Origin of the sequence: Ligilactobacillus acidipiscis DSM 15836 (assembly GCF_001435755.1) — a bacterium.
GTDB lineage: Bacteria > Bacillota > Bacilli > Lactobacillales > Lactobacillaceae > Ligilactobacillus > Ligilactobacillus acidipiscis.
This window is the reverse complement of sequence record NZ_AZFI01000238.1, coordinates 1-2172: the sequence shown is the minus strand read 5'-3', so window position 1 is coordinate 2172 and position 2172 is coordinate 1. Positions and strand designations below refer to the sequence as shown.

The 2172-nt window shown below is 44.6% G+C and carries 1 protein-coding gene, 7 tRNA genes and 1 riboswitch; all 8 genes read right to left on the bottom strand.

The features are described from left to right. Positions 1-121: 121 nt before the first annotated feature. Positions 122-1312 (bottom strand): methionine adenosyltransferase, encoded by a 1191-nt coding sequence (gene metK / locus FC65_RS10300; protein ID WP_056972625.1) that lies wholly within the window; start codon positions 1310-1312, stop codon positions 122-124. Then, positions 1310-1398: riboswitch (SMK box riboswitch) on the bottom strand. It overlaps the preceding gene by 3 nt. 107 nt (positions 1399-1505) lie before the next feature. Next, positions 1506-1579 (bottom strand) — tRNA-Asp (locus tag FC65_RS10295). Between the two features lie 6 nt (positions 1580-1585). Further along, a tRNA-Met gene (locus FC65_RS10290) sits at positions 1586-1659 on the bottom strand. A gap of 21 nt (positions 1660-1680) precedes the next feature. Next, a tRNA-Glu gene (locus tag FC65_RS10285) sits at positions 1681-1752 on the bottom strand. A gap of 9 nt (positions 1753-1761) precedes the next feature. Next, positions 1762-1849, bottom strand: a tRNA-Ser gene (locus FC65_RS10280). 2 nt (positions 1850-1851) lie between these two features. Next, positions 1852-1926, bottom strand: a tRNA-Ile gene (locus tag FC65_RS10275). A gap of 23 nt (positions 1927-1949) precedes the next feature. After that, positions 1950-2020 (bottom strand) — tRNA-Gly (locus FC65_RS10270). Between the two features lie 12 nt (positions 2021-2032). Continuing rightward, positions 2033-2105, bottom strand: a tRNA-Phe gene (locus tag FC65_RS10265). Positions 2106-2172: the final 67 nt, after the last annotated feature.

Sequence of the window (2172 nt, the reverse complement as noted above, 5' to 3'; positions counted from 1 at the left end):
ACAAATTTTTAGAAAAAGTTGTAAAGTGCTGTTATATCATTGAAGTACTTAAAAATGCACTAAAATTGTTTCAAAAAAAACAGCCCGATAACAGGCTGTTTAACGTTTTACTGTAAAACTCTTATTTAGCTAATTTTGCTTGTAATTCTGCAACTTTGTCAGTGTGTTCCCATGGTAAATCAATATCAGTCCGTCCAAAATGACCATAGGCAGCTGTTTGCTTATAAATCGGACGACGAAGATCCAACATTCGAATGATCCCTTCTGGACGCAGGTCAAACACTTCACGGATCGCATCAACTAATTCTTGATTCTTAACTTTCGCCGTGCCAAATGCATTAACAGAGACTGACACTGGTTGAGCTACACCGATCGCATATGCCAACTGTACTTCGATCTCGGTCGCCAACCCGGCAGCAACAATATTTTTAGCAATGTAACGTGCAGCATAACTTGCAGAACGATCAACTTTCGTAGCATCTTTACCTGAAAATGCACCACCACCGTGATGAGCATAGCCACCGTATGTATCTACGATGATCTTTCTACCTGTTAAGCCGGCATCGCCTTGCGGTCCACCGATAACGAAACGGCCGGTCGGGTTGACAAAATATTTAGTCTTGTCATCCAATAACTTGGCTGGGATCACTGCCTTGATCACGTGTTCCAACACATCTTGACGGATTTGAGCTAAAGTAACATCTGGTTTATGCTGCGTTGAAACAACAACTGTATCAACTCTAAACGGTTGATCATTGTCGTCATATTCTACAGTTACCTGGGCCTTGGCGTCTGGGCCGAGATAAGTTAGTTCGCCGGATTTACGCACAGTAGCGATCTTACGCATTAACTTATGGCTCAAAATGATAGGCAATGGCATTAACTCAGGTGTTTCACTGTTAGCATAGCCGAACATCATACCTTGGTCCCCAGCACCGATCGTGTCGAGTGCATCCGAATTATCTTCCTTGCTTTCAAGCGATGAATCGACACCTAAAGCAATATCTGGTGATTGCTCGTCAATGGCGGTCATCACAGCACAGTTATCACCGTCAAAACCAAATTCATTGTCTACATAACCAATGTCTCTGATCGTTTGACGGGCAACTTTTTGGATGTCGACGTAAGCTGAAGTAGAAACCTCTCCCACAACTACAACTAAGCCGGTTGTAACTGTTGTTTCCACCGCAACACGCGCATTTGGATCTTGCTCTAACATTGCGTCTAAAATACCGTCGCTGATTTGATCAGCGATTTTATCTGGATGTCCTTCAGAAACTGATTCTGAAGTAAATAAATGTCTTTCTGACAATTTTGATTCCCCCACTATCTTTTAATAATTGGTTACAAGGCATCTTCATCAAACATGAATCCTCTCGGGAATGAGTTGTAACGATAGTATTTTAACATAAAAAAATTCTAACGTACACTTTATAGAAAATGATCAGCACTATTGGACACAAAAAAACCGCTCCAAAAGGAACGGCAAATTTATATCGTCACAACGGTCCTAGCCGGATTTGAACCGGCGATCTCCTGCGTGACAGGCAGGCGTGATAAACCCCTACACCATAGGACCAAAAAATTGCGGGAGCAAGATTTGAACTTGCGACCTTCGGGTTATGAGCCCGACGAGCTACCAGACTGCTCCATCCCGCGATAATATAAAATATAAAAAAGTGACCCGTACGGGATTTGAACCCATGTTACCGCCGTGAAAGGGCGGTGTCTTAACCACTTGACCAACGGGTCATAAAGAAACGGAGAAGGAGAGATTCGAACTCTCGCGCCGTTTTACCGACCTACACCCTTAGCAGGGGCGCCTCTTCAGCCACTTGAGTACTTCTCCAATGGGCCTAAATGGACTCGAACCATCGACCTCACGCTTATCAGGCGTGCGCTCTAAACCAGCTGAGCTATAGGCCCATAACAACGACAACTAAGTCGTAAGCGGGTGACGAGAATCGAACTCGCGACAACAGCTTGGAAGGCTGTGGTTTTACCACTAAACTACACCCGCATTTTATGAAAATGGCGCGGGACGGAATCGAACCGCCGACACACGGAGCTTCAATCCGTTGCTCTACCGACTGAGCTACCGAGCCATCAATGCTAAACCTGAGTAAATGCTCAAACTCAAGCGGTCCTAGCCGGATTTGAACCGGCGATCTC